Raw genomic sequence first — 23922 nt, 5'->3', positions numbered from 1 at the left:
ATCGTGAGAGTTTTTATATGACAACTGTTATCACTAGAAAGTATAGGATTAGCCGTAGACTTGGTGTAAATTTATGGGGTAGAGCTAAAGACCCAGTAAACAAAAGGAAATACCCTCCTGGTCAACATGGTATTCTTGGATTCAAGAAGTTATCCGACTTTGGTAAGCAGTTTGCTGCGCATAAGAAATTTAAGTTTTACTATGCGATTTCAAGTAAGCAGCTCAGACGTACATTTTTAGATGCTTATAACAGAAAGGGTTATACGGCTGATAATTTTATCGGTATCTTAGAATCGAGATTAAGTTCTGTTTTATACCACTCTAGTCTTGTGCCAACAATTTATGCAGCGAAGCAGCTCATATCTCATAAGCACGTTACAGTTAATGATAAGGTGGTTAACATATCAAGTTATCGAGTGAAACCAGGTGATATAATAAAAATAAGAGAAAGGGCAGCAAAAATCCCTGTAGTAGTAGAGGCTGAACAAAAACAAGAGCGCAAGGCTCCGGATTATTTGGAGACAGATAGTAAAGAGCATTCAGTGAAATATTTGAGGTCGCCTCAATATTCTGAGGTTCCTTATTCAGCGGACATGGAAGTCAATTTAGTAGTAGAGTTTTACTCTAGATAGGTAAAAAAAGCCCATGTGGCGGAATCGGTAGACGCAGCGGACTTAAAATCCGTGGGTTTTGCGACCTTGGGAGTTCAAGTCTCCCCATGGGCACCAATTTAACTTAGCAGATAAATACAAAAAAGTATGAAATGGCTTGATATAGAAGATATTGTAGAAGCTCTGGAGGAAAAATTTTCAGATGAGAATATAATTAGTATCAGATTCACTGAGCTTAAAAAAAAGGTCTTGAGTTTAGAGGAATTTGATGATGATGAAAAACGCTGTAACGAGAAAATACTCGAAGCCATTCAAGCAGCTTGGATTGAGGAAAGATCTTAACAAATAAGAAATAACTATCGCTATTAAAAGTTAGCGCGTGACGCTGGAATGGCTTTGTTGCATAGCACCTTAAGCAGTGATGGTTTACGACAAATTTATGTAATGATTTCAAATTTAGCCATACCAATATCAGTGAATTTGTTGAGCAAATAGCACTTAATTAGTAATTCTTTTTCACGATTTACTTCAGATTTATTCCTAAAGCTAAATCCAAATACTTGCTTCAACCTTGAGAAAAATCCTTCTATGTAAGATCTCTTTCCATAAATTGCTTCCTTTTTCCACTCTTTTACACCATCTTGTCCATATAATTTTATTAACCTAATAGCAGCATTTCTGTCAGACATATAATCTATTTTTGAATGTTCTGCTGCATCCTTTTTTGGTAGAACTTTTGTCTTTATATCGTATTTCTTACACAATTTATAAAGTTTGTGCCTATCGTATGCCCTATCTGCATATAATGCTTTTATTTTGTGCTGAAAATTAACTTCTTCAAGCAAATCGCAAGCTCCATAGTGGTCAGAGTAGACGCCATTACTGTATCTTGCAGCTATAGCTTTTTTACTATTCACACTTAACATAACATGTAACTTTCTTACTTGCTCGTAGCTTCGGTACTTTCTATCTGCACTGTTTTCCTTACTGTGGCCAGGAGTGTTACTGTAAATGCTGATACTTGTGCTATCTATGATAATTTTAATATTTTCCATGTTGCTTTTATCAACCCTGCAATCATTTATCTTAATATTAAGTTTTTTAAACCTTCTTGATGCTTGTGAATAGCTGATAACTGCCAAATTTTTTCCTATTTGTTGCAGATATCCTTTTATAAACCCCACCGTTTGTCTTAAACCAATTCTAAAAAGATTGACAATTATATGCACCAAAATTACGACTTTATCACTGTAAATATAGTTGCCGCCCTGCATTTTTGGACTATTTTCATACCAATTTTCGATAGCTTCATCGATGTAACGAAAAATATTTCCCCTTTTTTCAAGGAATTTGTTATATTCGTTTTGGTTACTGACTTTCATTTTCTGTGGCATATTTTTTCTTCAACAGTTAAATGGTTATTTATAATGAATTTTGTCAGTAGCCACCAGATTTTTTCGGTTGCTATGCAACAAAGCCCGCTGGAATCCAGAAAAAAAAGAAAAATGGATCCCAGCTGGGATGACAACAAAAAAGAAGGAGTCTAAAATTCGGACACCGTATATCATTCATTTTAGACAATACTGTACTTTTTAAATCTAATTTAAAATTCACTCAGGTTAATAATAATTTAACTAATTACAATTAAAACAGCTAGAAGGTTAATTATGAGGCAAAACAAAAATTTTTGAATGGAACGACTTACTTAACAAGTGCTACATTAAGGTAGATTGTTACATAAAAATACTGCTTTTATGGTGTGAGGCTAGAGGTTTGTAAAGTAGTTAGAAGGTTGTCATCCCAGTGTTAGCTACTTGGATTTGGCACTGAGGAAATCCAATGTAGTAGTAAACCTTACTTATTTAGTTATACTAGAAACAAAACAGAAAAATGCTCAAACGTAGCGGTCCAAAAAAATTAAAGTCTATAATTGAAAATTACGCATTAAAATGCATGAAAAATAAGATTAGCAAAAATGAAATACGTCTGATTTTAAACTGGCGAAATATAGTAGGGAAAGAAATAGCAGAGTGTACAAAACCGAAAAAGATCTCATATGCACAGAATATAAATTCGGGTGTATTGCATCTGGTAGTAACAAATGGCAGTAAAGCATTAGAAATTCAGCATATGATTTCTCTTATAATAGAAAAAATTACGATATTTTTTGGCTATAAAGCAGTATATGGTATAAAAATTAAGCAAGAGAGTATTGACTATTTGACTATATAAGGTAATCTAAGTACATAGAATAATTTGGTATATTGAAGTGAGTAGAGTTTGTGAATTAACAAATAGAAAAAAATCTTTTGGTAATAAGGTATCACATTCGAATCGTAAAACAAAGCGTACCTTTCTTTTAAATTTACATAAGGTTACGTTAACAAGTGATCTATTGAATAAAAAGTTTAGATTTCGTGTGGCAACAAGAACTTTGAGAACTATAGATTACAAAGGTGATTTAGATGCTTTTTTGCTCAACACAAGAACGATTAAACTAAGTGAGAAAGCGCAGAAGATAAAAAGAAGGTTGAAAAAAGTTTTAGTAAAGCAAGAGGTAGAGTTAGCCGTTTCAGATGCATAGCAAACCTCAATGGCTCAGAGCAAAAGCTCCGACCGGTGAAGTATTCAATGAAACTTTAAACATCGTTAAACTGCATAACTTACATACGGTATGTGAAGAAGCTGCATGTCCAAATATTGGTGAATGTTGGAATAAACGTCATGCTACTGTGATGATTCTTGGTTCTGTTTGCACTCGTGCTTGTGCATTTTGCAACGTTGCAACTGGCATTCCTGATAAACTAGACCCTCATGAACCAGAAAATTTAGCAAAAGCGATAAAAAAGTTAAACTTAAAACATGTTGTCATTACTTCTGTTGATCGTGATGATTTACCAGATGGTGGCGCAAATCAGTTTATACAGTGCATAGAAGAAATTAGAAAGATAACTTCAGAAACAACAATAGAGATTTTAACTCCTGATTTTTTAAATAAGAAAGGAGCATTTGAAGCAATTGCTGTTGCATCACCTGATGTCTATAACCACAATATTGAAACAGTGCCGAGATTGTATGCAAAAATAAGACCACGAGCTCGCTATTTTCATTCACTATATTTGTTGAAGATGGTAAAGCAGATTAATCCTAAAGTTTTCACAAAGTCAGGGCTTATGGTTGGTCTTGGAGAAACAAAAGAGGAAATACTTCAAGTTATGGACGATTTGCGCAGTGCTGAGGTTGATTTTATTACAATTGGTCAATATCTACAACCAACTCCAAAACATGCAAAACTTGATAGGTATGTTACCCCAGAGGAATTTGAGCATTATAAATACGTTGCTTACTCCAAAGGTTTCTTAGTGGTTGCATCAAGCCCACTAACTCGGTCATCATACCACGCTGAAGAAGATTTTAACAGGCTCAAGGCCTGTCGTTATGTTAATTCAAATTAATTTTTACTAATTATAAAGGAGTTGAGCGACTTTACGTAATGTCTACTATAAAAATCGAGAAGAAATCACAATTAGTTAAAGAGGTATTCGATTCCGTGGCAAGTCGCTACGACACCATGAATGATATAATGAGCCTCGGAATGCACAGATTATGGAAAGATAAGATGGTAAATAGTGTGCATTTTACAAAAAACTCTAAGGTTTTAGATGTTGCTGGAGGAACTGGAGATATAGCAATAAGAATAGTAAGAAAAGAGCCAAGTGCTAAGGTTACAGTATGTGACATAAATCAAAATATGCTAAGCAGAGGACGTGATAAAGCTATAAATTCAAACCAAATTAATTTTGATTGGGTATGTGCGAATGCAGAAAGTTTACCATTTGAAGACTCCGAATTTGATTATTGCACAATAGCTTTTGGCATTCGAAACGTTTCTGACCGCAAGAAGGCTTTAAATGAGGCGCACAGGGTATTAAAACCACATGGGAAATTTATCTGCTTAGAATTTGCCCCTATGCACTATCAAAATGAGATATTTACCAAACTTTATGACTTATATTCATTTAAAGTAATTCCTAAAATTGGCAGCATAGTTGCTAAAGACAAGAGTTCTTATGAATATTTAGTGAAGAGCATTAGAGAGTTTCCAACTCAGAATGATTTTAAAATGGAAATTGAAGAGGTAGGCTTTAAGAATGTTGAGTTTCATAATATGAGCTATGGAATAGTGGCATTACACATTGGAACAAAATGAATATTAAATTCTGGTATAGAACGCTGGATTATTATCTCATCCTTCCAGTGTTTTTTTTGCTCACTATAAGCTTCATTCTTGTTTATTCAGCAAGCCCTGTAATTGCGCAGCGTCTTTCTTTACCACAAGATTATTTTATACGGCGCCATACAATTTATATAGTCCTGTCACTAATTACCCTGGTGACATTTTCTTTTCTCAACACAAGAACTATACTTAACCTCTCATTCGCAGGTTTCATTTTATTTACTATTTTAGTGGCAGCTGCGATAATACTTGGTATAGAGGTAAAAGGTGCGAAACGATGGTTACATATTGTCAAAATTTCAGTTCAACCATCTGAGTTCGTAAGGCCATTTTTTTCTGTTGTTATAGCTAGTATCTTAGCCAGCGGAATGAAGTTTAAAATGCACATATCAATCATAATATTTCTGTTAGTTTTTGTGTTGTTACTTTTGCAACCTGATTTCAGTATGTCCATGCTTTTAACATATTCTTTTATTGGTCAAATGTTTATTGCATGTATACCACTTTTATACTTTCTATGCATAATAGGAATGGCCACAACTGGAACTACAATAGCTTACTTATGCCTCCCACATATAAAGCAAAGGATTTACAATTTTGTCTTTTTTACGCAACGCGATAACTTTCAAGTCACAAAATCATTAGAAGCATTCAAAAGAGGTCAATTAACTGGAGTTGGACCTGGTGAAGGTAGCGTAAAAACCTCTCTTCCTGATTGTCATACAGATTTTGTGTTTTCTGTTTTAGCAGAAGAATTTGGTTTGATTACGTGCTTAGCCACATTGATGTTATTTGGCATCATTTCCGCCCGCTTGCTTTACGTTGCATATAGAGAAAATGAATTATTCAATCTATTGGTGATTCTCGGTATCTCAATTCAATTCATCACACAATTCATAATAAACATAGGGGTAACATTGAGTGTTTTTCCAACCACCGGCATAACCCTACCACTACTTAGCTATGGTGGTTCTTCTCTTTTATCTTCGAGCATCGCACTTGGCATAATGCTGTCTTTCAGTAGAAATCAAGCTATCGCATTAAAGTTTCGTGAGCGTGTTATGCTTGTGGACTAGTGGTCACCCGCTCACAACTGTACGAACGTTGCAATATAGGGGTCAAGAATGAGGAGAGTAGACCGGCGGAACTTCCCCACCAGTCTCTCGCAGAACTGCACGGAAACCTCTCGGCTTATACAGCTCCCATTATTTAGCCTTTTGATCCTAACCCAAGTGTCCAATGATAGAAAATACTTGGAGACCTCTTTCTCACTTTTCCTAGAAATTGCTTTGCTAGTCTTCCGTGATCACGAAGTTTCTTATATTTTGTCCTGACCCATCTTATGAGGTATCTCTCTATATTTCTGAGAGATGGATACATCTCTGATTTATAAAACCTGCCATAGTACTGAAACCAGCCTCTGACTATTGGATCTATTTTCTTCGATATTTCCTCTAGTGTGGTCCATGTAATCCGATGTATTCTCCATGACTTTATGGTTTTCTTGATCTTCTTCTTGGCTTTGTTACTAATTGCAGGTAGAAATGAGATGAAATAATTCCTCATCTTATTCTTTGCTACTCTAGGTCTAAAAGTATAACCTAGAAAATCAAAGCTTTGTTTAGGAAATTGTTCTTTTCTATCATCATCCTTACTGTACACAATCTGTGTCTTTTCAGGATGTAACTTCAATTTACACTTAGCCAATCTTTCTTCAATCATTACTTTCATAAATCCTGCCTGTCTTTTAGTTCTGCAGTGCACTATCGCATCATCTACATATCTTTCAAATGGTACTGTTGGATAATTTTGTTTCATCCACATATCAAACGCATGGTGCATAAATATGCTTGAAATGATTGGGCTTATTGAACCTCCTTGCGGAACTCCTTTATCCCTTGTTACCCTACTGCCATCTGCTTGCTGAATGGGGGCTTTCATCCACCTCTCAACATACAGTATGACCCATTTGCAGTCTGTGTGTTTCTTGATAGCCTGCAGTGCTAAATCGTGGTCCAGATTGTCGAAAAATCCAGATATATCAAGATCTACCGTCCAATCATTTTTCCAACATCTCTTCCGTGCTGTGTATACCGCATCCAGCGCAGACTTATTTGGTCTATAACCATATGAATCTTCGTGAAATTTCGGTTCTACTAACGGCTCAAGATACATTGTAGCTGCTGTTTGCGCTATCCTGTCGAATACTGAAGGCACACATAAAATTCTTTGCCCTCCTGTATCTTTTGGTATCGCAACAGCTTTTACCGGCTCTGGAAAATAACTTCCGGATGACATCCGATTCCATAATTTGTATAGATTATCCTTTAGATTTTCTTCAAACTTTGTTATCGAGACCTCATCTACACCTGCTGCACCTTTATTTTTCGATACTTGTTTATAAGCTCTCCAAATAAGTTGCTTTGGTATATCAAAAGACTTTGTTTCATTCATTAACTCCTCCCTTTCGGTTGATAAATAATTAAAACTAAATAACTTAGCCCCTTCACTCCATTTCCATTACAGAAACTTCTTCGCTACTACGAGCTAATCCGCCCCTGTTTTTCGCATCGGTACTCTCATCCTCAGAGATCAGCTCTTTGGACTTCTCCCTTTTCATCGAAACGACAGGTTCCCGTAGTTCCATGCAATAGCCTAAAATAGATTCACGCCACTTTTATGCCGGACGCCACCTACCCAGTAAACAAGCTCCCTGTAGATTCATCCCAGGTTAACGACTACCCCCTGGTTTTGACGTCGTCTCTACGCTTTCGACACTTCATCAGTGGTTCACTTGCGTTCGTCTCTCTATTTCATACATGACACATAATTGTGCCTTTTCCATAACGCTCACTACCTTAGCTCTTTACCAAAGCAGCTTATGGCTGTTTGAAGCCTGCTCTTGCAAACCGGCTCCGAGGGGCCCTCCCTCATCTACTGCACAGCTTCAACACTTTCCGTGTTTCTACGGCGCACTGTCATCCCAGTGCCTCTATGATGTCATGAAAGTAGCTGACACTGGAATCCAGCAGATCAAGCTTTCCGCTCATCTCCAGTTATGCCTTGTTCTTCTTCCACTCCATCTATTTTAGTACTAGGTTTTAACATCATATATGTAACGCCACTAACCGCTAGTGCTGCTGCTGCAATTGCAGCCACTGCTATTACTATGGTATTAACTCAATTGCAACTGTTCCGGTTGCAAAAAGTGCTACTGCTGCTGCAATGCCTAATAATACGGTTGCACCCTAAGGCTTGTACGAGTTGCAGCGGTGGTGTGCCGTAGAGACACAAAGAATGCTCAGGATAGGGCAAACTTAAGTGCAAAAGCTATGCAATAGATGAGGGTAGGTCCCTCAAAGCCGGTTTACAAGAGCAGGCTTTAAACAACCATAAGCTGCTTTGGTAAGGTGGTGAGCGTTATGGAAAAGGCGTATTTATACGTCATGTATGAAATAGAGAGATGAATGAAAATGAACCACTGATGAGGTGTACGAAAGGCTTTGGATGACGTTAAAACCAGGAGTCCACTACTCTTCTGGGATAAATCTACCGGAAACTTGCTTACTGGGTAGGTAGCGTCCGGCATATAGGTGACATGAATCTATTTTAGGCTATTGTGTGGAACTGCGGGAACCTGTCGTTTCGATGGTAAGGGAGAAATCCAAGGAGCTAAACTCCAAGGGTGAGAGTACTGATGCGAAAAACAGGGGCGCGTAGTAGCGAAGGAGTTTCTGTAATGGAAATGGAGTGAAGGGATTTAGTTTTAATTATTTGTCAACCGAAAGGGAGGAGCAATCGGTTAAAACAAAGACTTTGATAGAATCATCAAGGCTGAGTAATGGAAGCTGTATAAATCGAGAGGGTGCGCCGTGGTACGCATTCATAAGTGTTGAAAGTATCAAAAATGGCGTGATATAAGATGATCGACAACATGTAAATTACCTCCTGATAGTAAAACAATTGAGCGTATAAAAGAATCATTAAGATCTAGTGTAAATTGCAATAATGCCATTTTAAATCCATGTAAATTGTTTTTAATTTTATAAACGAGAAACAGCAGGGCTGTAATAATAATCATATAAATATATACTTTCATTCCGTTCATGCTATGGCTCAAAAAGTGTTTATATCCAAGGTTTTGCTTTATAAATTTGAAGAATACTTCTATGTCCCACCTTCGCCTATACGCCTGTGCAACATCATAAGCAGGCATTGTAAACAAGTTAGTTAAAAACCTTATTTCATTTCCTGCCTTGTTTTTGATTTTTATCAAACGTAAGTTATGCTTTTCTGCAATTTTGCCCTGTGCGCGATAAAGATTAACTATTATATCTTCTAAAATTTCTGATCCATCTTGCTGTTGTCCTTGAATAACTTTACTCCTACTTACAACATCATGCTTTCTGCTTGTTTCAACTCTTGTTATAAATTTGTATTCCTTCTCATCAAACTCAGCAAAAGTTCCAACCTTTCTGATTCCCCTATCAAATAGCAAAATATCCTCTTTTTCAACTTTTGCTTCGTTGATTGCCCTTACCAGTGCTATGTCTTCACTACCTTCTTCTTGCCCTTTACAAAACCTTATACTTGTTGGCAATTGTCCTTTTAATCCCAGACTTACTTTGACTTATTACTTTGGTTACCTAACTTTAGTCCATCTTTTATAAGATACCCTGATAAATTTATGATTGTTGAATCAAATCTATGTAAATCATGTGACGTTTTTTTGGGCAACAATTTTTCAACTTTGTTTATCAGATCAATATATACTCCCTTAAAATAATCAGAACTTTTAACCTTTTCGACAAGCCACTTTATGTGACTGTACTTTTGTCATCATTTTTATCTATCACACACCTGTTTATTACCATTGCTAATGCTCTTAAGCTTGTTTTCTGACCCATTAATATTAACTTCATTAAGCCTTTAAATATGATTTTGCCCACTAACTTAGTATTGCATTTATCTATCTCACTTAATTTTCCTAGCCTTTCCAAATCCTTGTCTTTAATTAAGCTTAATATGCCTTCTATTTGATCCATTATTGCCTCCATTTTTCTGCAATAATAGCTCTTTATATCCTTTTTGTATTACTTTCAACACTTATGGGTTTAGCTCCCACTGAACATACACGCCTTTTCTGGACGCACTTTAAAGTTATTAAATATTGACGCTATATACTTAAGTGTTAAAATAGAATGAAAAGTTTTTAGGAGTTTATATGGCAGTAGGTGGGAAAGCAAAGACAGCTAGTAAAAATAACCCTACTCAGCGTAAGAAAGCTGAGCAAAAAATGTATAAAGATAAACCGGTGAAACCTGTTAGATATATAGATCGTGACTCGCGCATGAATTATATGTCTGCTCAATATGACAACGGCAATCTGGTTGAAGATGAGGTAAGCGGCAATCCTATAAAGTGGGAAGCTGTACAATAGTTGTGGTTAAAGTTACTATTAATTCTAAGGAATGTGAAGTAGAGCATGGGCTCACTATAATTCAAGCTTGTGAAATTGTGGGCGTTGAAATTCCACGTTTTTGTTATCATGAGCGCTTAGCAATTGCTGGTAACTGCAGAATGTGTTTGGTTGAAGTTGAAGGTGGGCCTCCAAAACCAGTAGCCTCTTGTGCAATGCCAGTTGCAGAAGGGATGGTTATTCACACTGATACCCCTAAGGTTAAAAAAGCACGTGAAGGTGTGCTTGAGTTTTTGCTAATTAACCACCCGCTTGATTGCCCAATTTGCGATCAAGGTGGTGAATGCGATTTGCAAGATATCACGATGGCTTATGGGAAAGGAACCAGCAGACTTGATGAGCATAAGAGGGCTGTGCCAAAAAAACACTTCGGACCACTGATTGAGACTGCGATGAATCGATGCATTCATTGCACTCGGTGTGTTAGATTTTTGTCTGATGTTGCAGGTACAAATGAACTTGGAGGAATCGGAAGGGGAGAAAATGTAGAGATTAGCACTTACATAAAAAGGCATATTAGTTCTGAATTATCTGGAAATATCATAGATCTCTGCCCGGTAGGGGCTTTAACTTCAAAGCCTTACTCCTTTACAGCGCGTCCATGGGAGCTATCACATTGTGAAACTATAGATGTGCTAGATGCTGTGGGAAGTAGTATTAGAGTCGACTATCGGGGTCCTGAAGTTATGCGAATATTGCCAAGACTCAATGAAGAAGTGAACGAAGAATGGATATCAGACAAAACTCGTTTTGCTTATGATGGATTGAAAGTTCAGCGTCTTGACCAACCTTATGTAAAAAAAGATGGTAAATTAGCTCCAGTTGATTGGAATGAAGCATTAACTGTTGCTGCAAAGAAATTGAAGAATACAAAATCGAATAAAATAGCTGCAATTGCAGGTGACCTGGCGGATTGTGAATCTATGTTTCTATTAAAAGAAATGATGCAGAAGCTTGGTTCAGAGAATATGGATTGCAGACAGGATGGAGCAAAACTCGTACCAAATAATCGTGGATCATATGTATTCAATACCACCATCGAGGGTATAGAGAATGCAGATTTATGCTTGCTAATCAATACAAATCCAAGAATAGAAGCGCCAATAATTAACGCAAGATTGAGAAAGAGATATTTACAGGGCAACTTTCCTATTGCAAGTGTTGGTCCTAACATTGAATATTTATATCATGTTGAGAAATTGGGCGATAATCCTGATATTTTGAGTGAAATAGCAAATGGAAATCATAAGTTCTGTGAGCTGCTGGTAGCTGCTCAAAACCCTATGCTGATTATCGGTCAAGATGCATTAGTAAGAGATGATTCTGAATCAGTTCTAGTTCTAGCTGGCAAAATTGCAGAAAAATTTAACATGGTCAGAGATGACTGGAATGGCTTTAATGTGCTGCATAAAGCTGCAGCAAGAGTTGGTGGGCTAGATATTGGGTTTGTTCCTAAAAAAGGCGAAAGGGATATTAATCAAATATTGCAATATGCAGAAAGTGGTGAAATAGAAGTTGTTTATCTTCTTGGTGCAGATGAAATTGATACATCAAAATTAGAAAATACATTTGTAATTTATCAAGGTCATCACGGTGATAAGGGTGCACATGTGGCAGATGTTATCTTGCCTGGTGCTGCATATACAGAAAAATATGCAACTTATGTAAACGCTGAAGGTCGAGTGCAAAGAACAAATTTAGCTGTATTTCCTCCAGGTGAAGCAAAGGAGGATTGGTTAATTATTAAAAATCTCTCGCAATATTTGGATCTCTCTTTACCATATGATAGTTTATTTGACGTGAGAAAAAAATTAGATACTATCGGTCCACAGTTCAGAAATGCTGATCAAGTGGTAAAAAATACATGGGTGCCAATTAGCAATGGTGAGATAAGCTTAAGTAATACACCTTTTACTTTAAAGGAGTGTAATTTTTATATGACGGATTCAATAAGTCGTGCTTCAAAAATAATGGCAGATTGTACTAAAGCTTTTTATGAACACGCTAGTTAATATTTTATTTATTTTAGTACCGCTACTACTTTCAGTTGCGTACTTGGTATACTTTGAGCGTAAAGTTATTGGTGCAATTCAACTGAGGCACGGCCCAAGTGTAGTTGGACCTTTTGGACTATTGCAGCCATTTGCAGATGCTATTAAGCTACTGATTAAAGAGCCGATAATACCATTTAGAGCGAGCACCATACTGTTCATTATGGCTCCAATGCTTACCTTTATCTTGGCATTAATTGCCTGGGCAGTTATACCGTTTGGTGCTGAAGTAATTGTAGAAAATGGCCAGCAAGTAGTGATTCCTAAGGTTATAGCAAATATTAATGTTGGAGTGCTTTATGTGCTAGCTATATCGTCGCTGGGAGTATACGGCGTGATTATTGCAGGCTGGTCAAGCAATTCTAATTATGCATTTCTTGGCGCTATACGGTCGGCTGCTCAGATGATTTCATATGAAGTTTCAATAGGCTTAATAGTTGCTACAGTTGTTGTTACAACTGGAACATTAAATCTTGGAGAAATGGTAGTGGCAAAACATAATATGCCATTTTGGGTTGATTTACTGCTAATGCCTATAGGAGTAATATTTTTTATTTCTTTGCTTGCAGAAACTAACCGCCATCCATTTGATTTACCAGAAGCTGAAGCAGAGCTTGTCTCTGGGTATAACGTTGAATATTCATCCATGCCTTTTGCCCTCTTTTTTCTTGGAGAATATGCAAATATGATTTTAGCAGGTGCTATGATGACGATATTCTTTCTAGGAGGATGGTATCCTCCGTTAGAGCTTGGTTTGCTTTATAAAATTCCAGGTTTAATTTGGTTCGTTTTGAAGATAGTTATACTTTTGTTCGTATTTATTTGGATTAGAGCAACAATACCTCGTTATCGATATGATCAGCTAATGCGTCTTGGTTGGAAGGTATTTCTACCAATATCGGTGCTTTGGGTGATCCTCGTTTCAGGAGTGTTGCTCTTTACTGGAAATTTGCCAGGAGAGTAAGTTTAGAACTATAAGTTGATTAAAATATAAAATAAAGGTGTAAATAAATATGAAAGAGCAAATATATATCTTTAAAGTTTACTTAGAAGAAGACATTTATCGCACAATAGAATTGGAGGGTGCAACTAGCCTTTACCAATTTGCAGAAGCGATTGTAAGCGCTTTTGGTTTTCAGTTCGACCATGCATTTGGTTTTTATGATAATATCGATGATATTTATGAAAGCAGCGAAGAGTATACATTATTTTATGATTCTGGTAACCAGGTTAGACCAAATGAAAAAAGTGTGAAAAAATCTTACATTTATAAGGTTTTTAAACCTAACAAGAGAATGGTTTTTCTCTTTGATTATGGCGATGATTGGATGTTTTTGGTGGAATGTTTAGGTGTTGCTGATCCAGAGGCTGGTAAAAAGTATCCAATTATAACTAAGAAAAAGGGTAAGGCTCCTGAACAATATCCTGATTATGATGATGAATAGCAGGACTTGCTGATGTTTTTTCCAAATACAAGATTAAGACGCAGGCGCTCGAGCAAATGGGTTCGCAATTTAACAAGTGAAAATAGTTTATCAGTAAATGATCTAGTTTTTCCTCTGTTTGTTCATGACAGAGGAGAAACAACTGAACCAATTTCTGGCTTACCAGGCGTAAAGTGTTATTCAATAGATGGGCTGGTTTCCATAATTAAGGAAGCTAAGGATTTAGGAATTAATGCTGTTACGATTTTCCCTGTAGTTGATAACAAATTAAAATCTAAAAATGCTGAGGAATCATATAACTCTAACAACTTAATCTGCAAAGCAATTTGTGCTGTAAAATTAAAGGTACCTGAAATTGGTATTATTGCAGACGTTGCACTGGATCCATACACTATTCACGGCCATGACGGCATTTTAAAAGATAATCAGATGGATGTAGAAAACGATGAAACTATATCAGTACTGTGTAAGCAAGCACTTGCTTTAGCGAAGGCAGGATGTGATATAGTTGCTCCTTCTGATATGATGGATGGTAGAATAGGAAGAATCAGAAAATCATTAGATGATAACAACTTTCAAGACATATTAATATTATCTTATGCGGTAAAATACTGCTCTAGCTTCTATGCTCCATTCAGGCAAGTTGTTGGTTCATGTGGGCTATCACATTCTATAGACAAAAGTGGTTATCAAATGGATTATAAAAATGCGCGTGAAGCAATGTGCGAAATTGAAATGGATATAAATGAAGGTGCAGATTTTATTATGATTAAACCAGGCATGCCATATTTGGATATTATCAAAACAGCAAGTGATAAGTTTAATTTTCCGATTTTTGCTTACCAAGTAAGCGGTGAGTACGCAATGATAAAAGCTGCTGCAAATAATGGCTGGCTAGATTATGACAAGGTGATTTATGAATCTTTGATTGGTTTCAAACGTGCGGGTGCAAGTGCAGTATTCACTTACGCTGCACTTGATATTGCAAAAAATTTAAGTGCACAAGCCCTATAAAATTACTAAATTTTTGGCGCATGTTCTTCTACTGTTGCTGCATATTACCTAAAATTTTCCAATACATGTTTTAAGTTATTGATAAGTCCGTTACAATACAGTATTATAAATAATATAAACCAAGTGTTACTTAGAGCATGGGGATTTTTTTTGAATTTTTGGGAAAGATACTAGGTAAGGTTTTTCCTGCCAAAACAGTAAGCTCTTTTTTGGGAATAGGATATTTACCAGGTTGGCAGAACTATTGGTCTTCTTTTTTAATATTATTTATTGTCGATGTTATATTGATTTTTACATATGGAGGCGAATATTTACTATATAAAATGCCAAATTCAGGAATAGTTGTAGCTGCTGTTTTTACAAAATTGGCAATAGTTATGTTAGTAATGCAATTAGTTGGAATATTTATTTTTCATGCTCAGGACCCTTCAGCAAACAGTGGTGAAGACATAGTAATACAAATAGCGTCAGGGCAAGTATTGACTGTAGCACTTTCAATGCCAGCAATAATGTCAATTTATTATGCTGTAAGTAAACTCTATGGGAGTATATGTAAGCAGATGTTTCAATGCCCATTTTGGTTTAATGATTTTATGCACTTTTTCTTTTTTCTTATGATACCTTACGTATTTTTTAATGTCGTAGAAGTGATAAAACCATGGCCAATAAGTTCAATACAGCTCAGCTATAATAATGCAATATCAATCACATTTGAGGGAATTTTTCACACATTTTATGCGGTGATTTTACTGTATTTAACAGCATTTATATTCTGCGATTTAACTATGCATGATGCAATTGTTCTAAATAAAAGCATAATTCAGTATGTGAGGGAAAGTTCAGCAGTTTTAGGTGATTATTTACATAGTGCTGCAAAAAAAATAAATATTGAATAGTACTTATTTATTTATATATTTAGTATAAAAAGTGTGCAATTTGTGTGAATTTACAAAGTATAATAAAAGAGTTGCAAGATTTTTGGGCTGGTGAAGGGTGCGTTATACTTCACCCATACACATCTGAAGTTGGTGCTGGTACATTACATCCTGCAACAATTATGTCTGCAATTGATACAAAACCGACAAAAATTGCATATCTACAACCAGTAATTAGGCCAGCAGATGGGCGCTATAGTGATAATCCTAATCGCTTGTATCAACATCATCAATACCAAGTTATAATAAAACCGTCTGGTAATAATTTACAAAACGTCTATTTAGATAGCTTAAAAGCTCTTGGCATATCTACAGAAAAATATGATATTAAGTTTGTTGAAGATGATTGGGAAAACCCAAGTGTTGGTGCATCAGGACTTGGATGGGAAGTTACATGCAATGGAATGGAAGTAACACAGCTTACTTATATACAGCAAGTTGGAGGGATTGACTGCAAGATGATTCCTGGTGAGGTGGCATATGGGTTGGAACGTTTAGCAATGTGCATACAAGGTGTAGATAATGTTTACGATATAACTTGGAACGATAACGGTGTAACTTACGGAGATATTTTTAAACAAAGAGAATATGAATTTTCTTATCTAGCGTTAGATTATTATGATACTAAAGTGGTACAGCAGCAATTTGAAGATACGGAAAAATTATGTAAGTTCCTTATTGAAAAGGAGCTACCAATGGCAGCTTATGACCAATGTATTAAAACTAGTCACCTACTTAATCTGCTTGATGCAAGAGGTGTGCTTGGTGTCAATGAACGTACAGCGCATATTGGTAGAGTTAGAGAGCTGACAAAAAAATGTTGCGAATTGTACATGAGTAAATAGCGTATGTCGTTGCAGTTGTTATTTGAGTGCCTTTCAGAAGAAATACCACCGAGAATGCAGAATGTAGCTGCAACTCAAGTTAAGAGCTGTATTGCCAATGTTTTTAACAAAAATAATGTAAAATTTACATCAATGGAGGTTTTTGTAACGGCGCGTCGCATTACCCTATTTGTTGACAACATAAATGCTTTGGAGCTAAAGGATTCCAATAACGAAGTTAAGGGACCAAACATTAACGCACCAAAAAGTGCTATCGAAGGTTTTTTAAGAAAATATCAGAAAAATGAAGAAGATTTGCTCGTTCGAAAAGTAAATAATGAGGATTTTTACTTCATTAAAAGAGAAAGCTGCTCATTTAACATCAGAGAATTCCTCAAAAATCAACTGGAGGAAATGCTCAAAAACTTTTCTTGGTTGAAGAGCATGAGATGGGGCGAAGGAAAAGAAAGGTGGGTTAGGCCAATTAAAAACATTTTATGCATTTTAAATGACGAAATAATACCTGTGTCTTTTGCAGGGATCACAGCATCTAACACAACATATGGCCATCGATTTCTCTCAAGTGATGCGACGTTAACTATTAAAGCACCTAAAGACTATTTTGAATTGCTAGAAAAAAACAGCGTAATTCTCCAGCTGGACAAAAGAAAGCAATTTATACTAGATCAGATTAATAAATTCACAAAAGAGCAGAATTTACAACTTGAGAAAAATGATTATTTACTAAATGAATTGACAGGGCTTATAGAGTGGCCAATCGTACTGTTTGGTGAAGTGAATCAAGAAAAGTCATTTGGATTACCGAAGGAAGTAATTCTTAGTATAATTAATACGCAGCAAAAATATCTTGCTTTAAGTAATGGAAAGAGAATTTCACACTTTGTCACTGTTGTTAATGTCAACAATGATAAAGTTGTTAAAGGGCACGAAAGAATATTAGAAGCACGTCTTGCTGATGCCCAATTTTTAATATCTCAAGATAAAAAGGAAAATCTAGATCATTATGTCAAAAAATTAGACTCGATATTATTCCATGCTTATCTGGGCAGCGTTGGAGAAAAGGTGAAGCGTATTACGGCTTTGTCAAAGTATATAGCTATATTTATTCCACATGCTTCGCTGATAAAAGTTGAACGTGCTGCATATTTGGCAAAAGCTGATTTGGCAACATCGATAGTAAGAGAGTTTCCAGAATTACAAGGAGTAATGGGTGGATATTATGCTTCTTATTTTCAAGAAGATAGAGAAATAGTGGAAGCTATAACTGAACACTATAAGCCAATCGGGCCAGAGCAAGAGTGTTCTAAATCTCCTACTGCAATTGCTGTATCCATTGCTGATAAGGTGGATAGTTTGGTTGGTTTGATTGCAGCACGTGAAAAGATCTCTGGTTCATATGATCAGTTTGGTTTGCGGAGAATGGCAATTGGTATAATTAGAACAATACTTGAAAATAATTTGCATGTTTCAATTAGGCTATTGATAGGTAAGTCAGTATCTTTACATTTAGAATCTGCATTGGCTGGGGATGTGGCGCCGGTTGGTCAATTTAGTAAGCTAAAAGAAAAAATTTTAGAAGTAGTCCTTAAATTTTTCTTGGAAAGATTTAAGGTTATTCTAAAAAATAGAGGTATAAAGCAAAATATTGTAGATTCAATATTATATAGGACCGATATTAATGATCTGCTAACAGCAGAAAAGCAAACTGTTGTATTAGACCATTATCTTAGTACGCCTGAAGGCGAACAGGTTCTGAGCACTTATAAGAGGGTAAGTAACATAGTTAACAAAGCAGAAAAAAATGACAATATCACTTACAGTATATCTTATAATAAGAAGTTTTTGATTGATAGTGAAGAAATAGTACTATCAAATTGTGCTATAGCTGTTTGTAAAAGCATTAAACGAGCAATGAAAAATGGTTACTTCAATACAGCACTTGATGAACTTACTGGTTTTGCTCCATTTATCAACCAATTTATGGACAGTGTAAAGATCAATTGCGATTCTGATAAGCTAAGGAGAAATAGATTATCTTTGCTTAAAAATGTAGTTTTCATCTTTCATTTAGTAGCAGATTTTAACCTCATACAAGTCAAGTAATGGATAAATGTTCAAGCAATATAAAGAACAGATAAAATTATCTCCGCAGTCTTGTGGTGTGTATAAGATGATTGGAGATAAGGATAAAGTTTTATACATTGGTAAAGCAAAAAACTTGAAATCGAGATTATCTGACTATCTTCAATTCGAAAACCTTTCTGAACGAATTAGAGTTATGCTCTCACAGGTTGTTAAGGTTGAAATATTCATCACTGAGAATGAAATCGAAGCACTGCTTCTTGAAGCACAGTTAATAAAATCATTGAAACCACTTTATAATATTGTGCTCAAGGATGGAAAATTTTATCCTTATATAACAATTTCCAAGCACGATTATCCAAGAATAGCAAAATATAGAGGCAAATTTAAGAAGAATGAGTTTCATTATTATGGTCCCTTTACATCTGCCGCTGCTGTTAAGCAAACTATATTGTCATTGCAAAAAGCTTTTCTCCTAAGAGTATGTTCAGATCAATACTTTTCCTCAACAAAAAGACCATGTATTGAATATCAAATTAAGCGCTGCTCAGCACCATGCATAAACAAAATCACAAAAGACGACTACTGCCAATCAGTAAAACAGGCACGAAATACATTGCTTGGAAGAAATAAGGAAGTGAAAGAACAGTTACTTTTCACAATGAGAAAGTGCAGCAGTGAAGAAAACTATGAGCTTGCTGCTATATATAGAGATCGGGTAAAGTTTCTTGAGCAAATTCAAATACAGCACACGGATTTTTCTTTTGAAAAAGATGCAGATTTCTTCAGTATTGTACGTGAGGAGGATCTAGCATGTATTAGTGTGTTATCGTTCAGAAATAAAGACAACTACGGCAGCACTCCTTACTTTGCCGAGAACTGTGGTGATCACTCAAATGATGAAATTTTATCCACCTTTTTGGTCAATTTTTATAATTCAGCTAACATACCTCCAATACAAATTTACGTTCCAGATTCTATTGTGGATAAGGAAATTATAGAACAAGCACTATATAAGGTTGCTCAAAAGCCAGTAAAAGTTCTGCATGCAAAGAATAAAAAAGAGCGTGATTTATTGAAATTTGTTTATGATAACTCTCAGCATAGCTTAGAGCAGAAGCTTATCGATTATAGAAATAACCTAGAAAAGCTTGAGGAGCTTAGCAAAATCTTCTTGTTACCAAACATTCCAAAGCGTATTGAGGTTTATGACAATAGCCATATATTTGGAAATCAACAAATTGGTGTAATGGTTGTTGCAGGGCAGGAGGGTTTTTTAAAAAGTGAGTACAGAAAATTTACTATAAAGGAAAAATTTTCAGGCGATGACTATAAAATGATGAGGGAAGTGCTAACCAGACGTTTCTCCGGCAATATAAAAGGCATAATACCTGATTTTTTACTGATTGATGGTGGACCAGGACATGTTTCTATAGTACAGAATGTACTGGAAGTATTGAATATAAACGTTCCTTTTGCTTGTATGGCAAAAGGTCCTGATCGTAACGCAGGAAATGAAAGATTTTATATGCTGAGCAGGGAAGAATTCAGTCTGGCAAATGACAGCAAAGTCATGCTTTACTTACAATCGCTGCGTAATGAAGCCCACCGTTTTGCGATAACTTCACATAGAAAAAAACGCGATAAACAGTTTATAGTTTCACAATTAAGCAAAATACCTGGCATTGGCAACAAAAGAAAAAAAGCGTTGATGTCTTATTTTGGTTCAGTGAAAAATATAAGCAAAGCTTCTCTGGCTGAAATTCAAAACGTACCTGGAATTAGTAAAGGTTTAGCAGAAGTCATTCTTAAATACGTGAATTATAAGAGAGGAGTGCTCTTAACCTGACACATATGGCTTTTTGAATACTCCCAATGAACATATTTATAAATAAATATTTACTCTTCTTTTTTATTGTTTTTGGGTTTTTCTTGATCAACTATTTCTCCACCAATCTCTTTTATTTTTAGTATCAACGACTCTGGTACATACATGTCAATTACTTCTTCTGCTGTCACAAATAAAGCCTGATAAGAGTGTGAATTTATTATCCAATTAGGCAATATGTTTTCTGCTTTTATTTCAGAATGTTCCTCTTTTTTGCCATATTCTTTTTTGTCATATACTGTGTAGCAATATAAGTGCACAGCAAAAAATAATACATAAGAGAGCAATATTCCTTTAAGCACTCCGAGAAAGATTCCAGTAACTCTATCGATAAACCCCAACCTTATGGGTGATAATATGTACATTAGCCAGTTATTTATTATCATGAATATAAGATTAAGTATAATAAATACAGAGATTGTAGAAAGTATGTTTAGTATAACTTTAGAATCAAAATATTTACTATAATTTGGAGTGAAAAAATCATAGTGATTAGCTGTCAGAAAAATTGATAAAAATAGAAACATTAGTGCGCATAGCTCTTTTATAAAACCTCTAGTTACCGAGATTATTACGCATAGAACAACAATGAAGATAATTAGGCTATCGAAAAGCATATTTTATATCTATATGGTTTTCAAGATATAATAGTTGTAAATAACAAGGTTGTAAAATTAATTGTATTTATGCTGCATCAATTGATCTAAATACTTAGCGATCATGTCAATTTCTAAATTCAGATAATCATTTATTTTGTTGTACTGAAAAGTTGTATTTTCCCATGTATAGGGAATTATATTTACTATAAATTCCTGATTAATAACTGAATTCACTGTGAGGGAAACCCCATTTAGTGTAACGGAGCCTTTTTTTGCAACAAATTTAATTAATTCTTGTGGGCACGATAGTTTGATTTCATGAGAATCTAAATTTCGTTCGATTGTTAAAATTTTTACTATCCCATCAACATGACCCTGAACTAGGTGGCCATCGATCTTATCACTTAATCTCATTGCTTGTTCGAGATTTATTTTTTTGCCTATCTTCCACGTATTTAAGTTAGAAACCTTCATAGTTTCTTGAGACGTTTGGACTGTAAATATGTCGCTCATTATATCAACAACAGTTAAACACACACCAGAGCAAGCTATTGAATCTCCTTTGTTTATAGAGGGTAAATTTTGTGTTTTGATATGGAAAATTTGATCAGAGTTGGAGTGAGTGGTAGTATCAGTTATAGTCCCGATATCCGTGATAATTCCTTTAAACATATGGTGAAAATAAATAATTTTACCATGAAAAATTTTTTACAACAACTTACTTCTATTTTGTTATAGCTAAAGTAATTCTGGTTTACCGACAATTTAAAAAACGACAAATTCGTCATCCCGCTGCTTGTTAGCGGGATCTAGAGATACCGCGGCGGTATGACGGTTCGCGGCAGCATGAAGATAAGCTCGTCATCCCGCTACGTGTTAGCGGGATCTAAAGATACCGCGAATGAATCGCGGTATGACGGTTCGTGACGGTATGACGTAGGAAAACTGAGCCTGCACTAGCTATAGGCGCGAGAAAGAGGATCGTTTTCACTTACTTGCTTAACAGATTCTATAGAATATTCAGAATACATAAAGTAAGCTAAACTCAAAACACATAATGTAATCAATGTTGGTAACCCTATGTTCAATGCTAACCCAATACTTTCTCTTTTTTCTGGTGGCACTAATCCTTTTAACATTGACACTTTTCCTAATGGAAAATGCCATAAGCAAAGTGTTGATGCAGATGCTACTATTATAAATAGACAAAAATAAGCCTTTTTTGAGGAAAATACAGTTTTTAACGGTGATTTGAGTGTAATGTTAGTAGGAGGTAGAGTTTTAGCTTCATTTGTTGCTGGTGAAAGATCTTTAATTGGTAAAGGGTTTGTAGATTTATGAGGAGTGTTCTCATATTGTGTAGTAGGTTGTTGTGTATAAACACCTGAAACTAATTGCTCTTTTTTTCTATATACTTGTTTTTGTAAATATTCTTTACCTAAAAGTGAGTTACTAAGAGGTTGCGGTATTTCTAGTATTTCTAATACTTCTGATATCTCACCTGACTCTAATATTTCATGTAATTGTTTATCTTGAAAATAAACAATATTGAATATTGAGTTAAAAACATTGCGAAATGTTTCTGGATCTTGATTTTTGTATCCATTCATCACTTCAATAAATATTTCATCGAGTTTTTTTCCCCTGCGCTCAATCTGGTTATCTACCATAGCTACTCTAGCATCATTTTGTGCTTGTTTTATGGCTAATTGTTTTTCTTTCTCTGATAGTTCTTTGGTCTGCTTTTTTGACTTCTTTTTTCTGTTAGCCTTAAAATACTCTGTGTGCGAAGTAGTTTGACCTACATTCTGTTCTGCTTCTTGAGGTATTGGATTTCCTATACTACTTGTCATCCAAGTAGCTTGACTACTTTGGTCCATGTTTCTTTTTTCCTGGTCAAGCGCTGGAATGACACCAAATGGTATATTGTTGCTCTGTATAGAAGGTTTTGGTGTTCTTAAAAGGGATAACCTTATTACATCATTAAAAAAATTAGATAAGGGAAGGAAGATTCTATATTTTGGTATATTAGCTTTTATTGCAGCAGTAACCACTGGAGCTTTACAATTTACTTTGCTTGCTACGTTAAAGCCAAACGAGCCTGTAAATGGTACAATTTGTCTATTTTGTGCGTTTTTTTGCTTAGTTTCACTCTGTTCTTGTCTGTCTTTATTTTCTGCTTCTTTTACTTGTAGTGTAACTTGACTCTGTTCCTCATTTTCAGTTTTTTCTGCATGTTTTAGCTTTTCATTTAAAAATGACCCTATTTGGTGCAAATTATCTAAGTTAATGTCTTTAATATTTGTTTGTAGTATGATTGTTATTCCTTGCAGAAGGATTTGAGGCGGAGCATTATTTACGAATTCTTCTACAGTTTTATCACTATTAGTTTTACAGTAGTTATTATATAATTCACTGCTTTCTTTTGGTACTTTTATGTTGACTGTAAAATTTTTTTCCCGAGAAAGGCAGATTTTAAAAAAATCAATTAAAGATTTTATTTGAAATGGTCTTGTATTAAAGGTGTCTTTATCTGTTGCTGTTAGCTCAAATGAAAATTCTTGTATATTACTTTCAATACTTCTCGAGCGAATAGTACTGATCTTAATTGTTTCGCTAGAAAATGCTTTACTTATGTTTTTGGATCTTTCCTTAAAGAACTTAGGTAAATCCTCTATTTTGTACTTATTATCAGTTTCAGTGTCACTGTTGTGCATAGTTGATACAGCAAATTCA

The 23922-nt window shown here is 35.2% G+C and carries 25 protein-coding genes and 1 tRNA gene; 17 read left to right on the top strand and 9 right to left on the bottom strand.

All coding sequences use genetic code 11. The features are described from left to right. Positions 1–17: 17 nt before the first annotated feature. From rpsD to iscX, 3 genes are all read left to right on the top strand, one after another. Positions 18–632 (top strand): 30S ribosomal protein S4, encoded by a 615-nt coding sequence (rpsD, locus tag ABWU58_RS04370; RefSeq protein WP_353282675.1) that lies wholly within the window; start codon positions 18–20, stop codon positions 630–632. Positions 633–641: 9 nt separating this feature from the next. Then, positions 642–728 (top strand) — tRNA-Leu (locus tag ABWU58_RS04365). Between the two features lie 30 nt (positions 729–758). Then, the gene (gene iscX / locus ABWU58_RS04360) at positions 759–953 is read left to right on the top strand and encodes a Fe-S cluster assembly protein IscX (RefSeq protein WP_265025516.1); all 195 of its coding nucleotides are present in this window, start codon (positions 759–761) and stop codon (positions 951–953) included. A 95-nt stretch (positions 954–1048) separates the two neighbouring features. Here iscX and ABWU58_RS04355 read toward each other — a convergent pair whose 3' ends face one another. Continuing rightward, a complete protein-coding gene (locus ABWU58_RS04355) occupies positions 1049–2005 on the bottom strand; it encodes an IS5 family transposase (protein ID WP_353282674.1) in 957 nt (318 codons plus the stop codon). Positions 2006–2501: 496 nt separating this feature from the next. Here ABWU58_RS04355 and ABWU58_RS04350 point away from each other — a divergent pair, with 496 nt between their 5' ends. The 5 genes from ABWU58_RS04350 to ABWU58_RS04330 are packed head-to-tail and all read left to right on the top strand — an operon-like array spanning position 2502 to position 5924. Further along, complete coding sequence (locus tag ABWU58_RS04350) at positions 2502–2843, top strand: DUF721 domain-containing protein (protein ID WP_010082513.1); 342 nt, start codon at positions 2502–2504, stop codon at positions 2841–2843. Positions 2844–2880: 37 nt separating this feature from the next. Further along, positions 2881–3195: a 50S ribosomal protein L28 gene (gene rpmB, locus ABWU58_RS04345; protein ID WP_265025513.1), complete on the top strand. Its 315-nt coding sequence runs from the start codon at positions 2881–2883 to the stop codon at positions 3193–3195. Then, positions 3188–4066 carry a lipoyl synthase gene (lipA, locus tag ABWU58_RS04340; protein ID WP_341812602.1) on the top strand — a complete coding sequence of 293 codons (879 nt, stop codon included), beginning with the start codon at positions 3188–3190 and terminating at the stop codon, positions 4064–4066. The genes rpmB and lipA overlap by 8 nt, the downstream gene beginning before the upstream one ends. A 38-nt stretch (positions 4067–4104) precedes the next feature. After that, positions 4105–4821 carry a bifunctional demethylmenaquinone methyltransferase/2-methoxy-6-polyprenyl-1,4-benzoquinol methylase UbiE gene (ubiE, locus tag ABWU58_RS04335; RefSeq protein ID WP_353282673.1) on the top strand — a complete coding sequence of 239 codons (717 nt, stop codon included), beginning with the start codon at positions 4105–4107 and terminating at the stop codon, positions 4819–4821. Then, positions 4818–5924: an FtsW/RodA/SpoVE family cell cycle protein gene (locus ABWU58_RS04330; protein WP_353282672.1), complete on the top strand. Its 1107-nt coding sequence runs from the start codon at positions 4818–4820 to the stop codon at positions 5922–5924. Before ubiE ends, ABWU58_RS04330 begins: the two co-directional genes overlap by 4 nt. A gap of 133 nt (positions 5925–6057) precedes the next feature. Here the strand turns inward: ABWU58_RS04330 and ltrA are convergent, their stop codons facing one another. From ltrA to ABWU58_RS04305, 5 genes are all read right to left on the bottom strand, one after another. Next, positions 6058–7302: a group II intron reverse transcriptase/maturase gene (ltrA, locus tag ABWU58_RS04325; protein ID WP_353276809.1), complete on the bottom strand. Its 1245-nt coding sequence runs from the start codon at positions 7300–7302 to the stop codon at positions 6058–6060. 52 nt (positions 7303–7354) lie between these two features. Further along, complete coding sequence (locus ABWU58_RS04320; protein ID WP_019078704.1) at positions 7355–7495, bottom strand: hypothetical protein; 141 nt, start codon at positions 7493–7495, stop codon at positions 7355–7357. A 386-nt stretch (positions 7496–7881) separates the two neighbouring features. Continuing rightward, the gene (locus ABWU58_RS04315; RefSeq protein ID WP_353282671.1) at positions 7882–8007 is read right to left on the bottom strand and encodes a hypothetical protein; all 126 of its coding nucleotides are present in this window, start codon (positions 8005–8007) and stop codon (positions 7882–7884) included. Between the two features lie 742 nt (positions 8008–8749). Continuing rightward, positions 8750–9448 carry an IS4 family transposase gene (locus ABWU58_RS04310; protein ID WP_353282609.1) on the bottom strand — a complete coding sequence of 233 codons (699 nt, stop codon included), beginning with the start codon at positions 9446–9448 and terminating at the stop codon, positions 8750–8752. Between the two features lie 217 nt (positions 9449–9665). Continuing rightward, positions 9666–9893 (bottom strand): hypothetical protein, encoded by a 228-nt coding sequence (locus ABWU58_RS04305; protein WP_353282610.1) that lies wholly within the window; start codon positions 9891–9893, stop codon positions 9666–9668. Positions 9894–10072: 179 nt separating this feature from the next. On the opposite strand from ABWU58_RS04305, the gene ABWU58_RS04300 reads away from it, so the two are divergent. The 9 genes from ABWU58_RS04300 to uvrC all read left to right on the top strand — a co-directional run bounded on the left by ABWU58_RS04300 (position 10073) and on the right by uvrC (position 20548). Continuing rightward, positions 10073–10288: a hypothetical protein gene (locus tag ABWU58_RS04300; protein ID WP_265025693.1), complete on the top strand. Its 216-nt coding sequence runs from the start codon at positions 10073–10075 to the stop codon at positions 10286–10288. A 2-nt stretch (positions 10289–10290) separates the two neighbouring features. Beyond that, complete coding sequence (gene nuoG, locus ABWU58_RS04295; RefSeq protein ID WP_353282670.1) at positions 10291–12339, top strand: NADH-quinone oxidoreductase subunit NuoG; 2049 nt, start codon at positions 10291–10293, stop codon at positions 12337–12339. Continuing rightward, on the top strand, positions 12323–13342 hold the full coding sequence (gene nuoH, locus ABWU58_RS04290) for an NADH-quinone oxidoreductase subunit NuoH (protein ID WP_353282669.1): 1020 nt from the start codon (positions 12323–12325) through the stop codon (positions 13340–13342). The genes nuoG and nuoH overlap by 17 nt, the downstream gene beginning before the upstream one ends. A gap of 49 nt (positions 13343–13391) precedes the next feature. Then, positions 13392–13823 carry an IS1096 element passenger TnpR family protein gene (locus ABWU58_RS04285; RefSeq protein WP_353282668.1) on the top strand — a complete coding sequence of 144 codons (432 nt, stop codon included), beginning with the start codon at positions 13392–13394 and terminating at the stop codon, positions 13821–13823. 12 nt (positions 13824–13835) lie between these two features. After that, positions 13836–14837: a porphobilinogen synthase gene (hemB, locus tag ABWU58_RS04280; protein ID WP_353282667.1), complete on the top strand. Its 1002-nt coding sequence runs from the start codon at positions 13836–13838 to the stop codon at positions 14835–14837. 137 nt (positions 14838–14974) lie between these two features. After that, positions 14975–15733, top strand: coding sequence for a phosphatidylglycerophosphatase (locus tag ABWU58_RS04275; RefSeq protein WP_353282666.1), 759 nt, complete (start codon positions 14975–14977; stop codon positions 15731–15733). A gap of 44 nt (positions 15734–15777) precedes the next feature. Continuing rightward, positions 15778–16617 (top strand): glycine--tRNA ligase subunit alpha, encoded by an 840-nt coding sequence (locus tag ABWU58_RS04270; RefSeq protein ID WP_264329343.1) that lies wholly within the window; start codon positions 15778–15780, stop codon positions 16615–16617. A 3-nt stretch (positions 16618–16620) separates the two neighbouring features. Next, complete coding sequence (gene glyS / locus ABWU58_RS04265; RefSeq protein WP_353282665.1) at positions 16621–18720, top strand: glycine--tRNA ligase subunit beta; 2100 nt, start codon at positions 16621–16623, stop codon at positions 18718–18720. Positions 18721–18727: 7 nt separating this feature from the next. Then, positions 18728–20548, top strand: a complete 1821-nt coding sequence (uvrC, locus tag ABWU58_RS04260; protein ID WP_353282664.1) for an excinuclease ABC subunit UvrC — start codon at positions 18728–18730, stop codon at positions 20546–20548. A gap of 50 nt (positions 20549–20598) precedes the next feature. Here uvrC and ABWU58_RS04255 read toward each other — a convergent pair whose 3' ends face one another. The 3 genes from ABWU58_RS04255 to ABWU58_RS04245 all read right to left on the bottom strand — a co-directional run bounded on the left by ABWU58_RS04255 (position 20599) and on the right by ABWU58_RS04245 (position 23903). Beyond that, on the bottom strand, positions 20599–21204 hold the full coding sequence (locus tag ABWU58_RS04255; RefSeq protein ID WP_353282663.1) for a CvpA family protein: 606 nt from the start codon (positions 21202–21204) through the stop codon (positions 20599–20601). A gap of 57 nt (positions 21205–21261) precedes the next feature. Next, complete coding sequence (locus ABWU58_RS04250) at positions 21262–21858, bottom strand: riboflavin synthase (protein ID WP_353282662.1); 597 nt, start codon at positions 21856–21858, stop codon at positions 21262–21264. 284 nt (positions 21859–22142) lie between these two features. Further along, positions 22143–23903 (bottom strand): hypothetical protein, encoded by a 1761-nt coding sequence (locus ABWU58_RS04245; protein ID WP_353282661.1) that lies wholly within the window; start codon positions 23901–23903, stop codon positions 22143–22145. Positions 23904–23922: the final 19 nt, after the last annotated feature.

Source organism: Wolbachia endosymbiont (group A) of Pogonocherus hispidulus (assembly GCF_964028195.1).
GTDB lineage: Bacteria > Pseudomonadota > Alphaproteobacteria > Rickettsiales > Anaplasmataceae > Wolbachia.
The sequence above is the reverse complement of the archived record's forward strand: the minus strand, read 5'-3'. Positions and strand labels throughout refer to the sequence as shown.